This window comes from Paenibacillus sp. 598K (genome assembly GCF_003851045.1).
Classification (GTDB): Bacteria; Bacillota; Bacilli; order Paenibacillales; family Paenibacillaceae; genus Paenibacillus_D.
This window is the reverse complement of record NZ_BFBX01000236.1, coordinates 1-363: the sequence shown is the minus strand read 5'-3', so window position 1 is coordinate 363 and position 363 is coordinate 1. Positions and strand designations below refer to the sequence as shown.

The following is a 363-nucleotide window of genomic DNA, read 5'->3' as shown; positions in this document are numbered from 1 at the left end:
TTCCTTGCTGAAGATGTGCATAGCTTTTTTTAGGATTTCGATCTCTTCCTTCAAATCCTTAATCTCACGTTCTTGCTCGTTTAACTGCTTGGCTTGTTGACGGAGCTTTTCGCCGTTGGCGACAGGCTCGTTCTCGATCTCCCGGTACTTCCCCATCCACTGACGGAGGGTTCCCACAGGGATATTCAGCTCCTCCGCCAGCTCGGGCATCGACTTCGTTTGTTCTTGCAAGAACTTGACCGTTTTTCGTTTGAACGCTTCATTGTACGATTGTCTGGATTCCGCCATCCTGGACACCTCTTTCAACATTTGATTGTATTATCTCATGTTCTTGGTCAGTGTCCACTTTTCATTCTAACTGCA

At 46.8% G+C, this 363-nt stretch carries 1 protein-coding gene; it reads right to left on the bottom strand.

The window, feature by feature from the left end:
• A partial coding sequence (locus PA598K_RS34795) for a transposase (RefSeq protein WP_148092048.1) occupies positions 1-288 on the bottom strand: 288 nt, incomplete at its 3' end.
• Positions 289-363 lie beyond the last annotated feature (75 nt).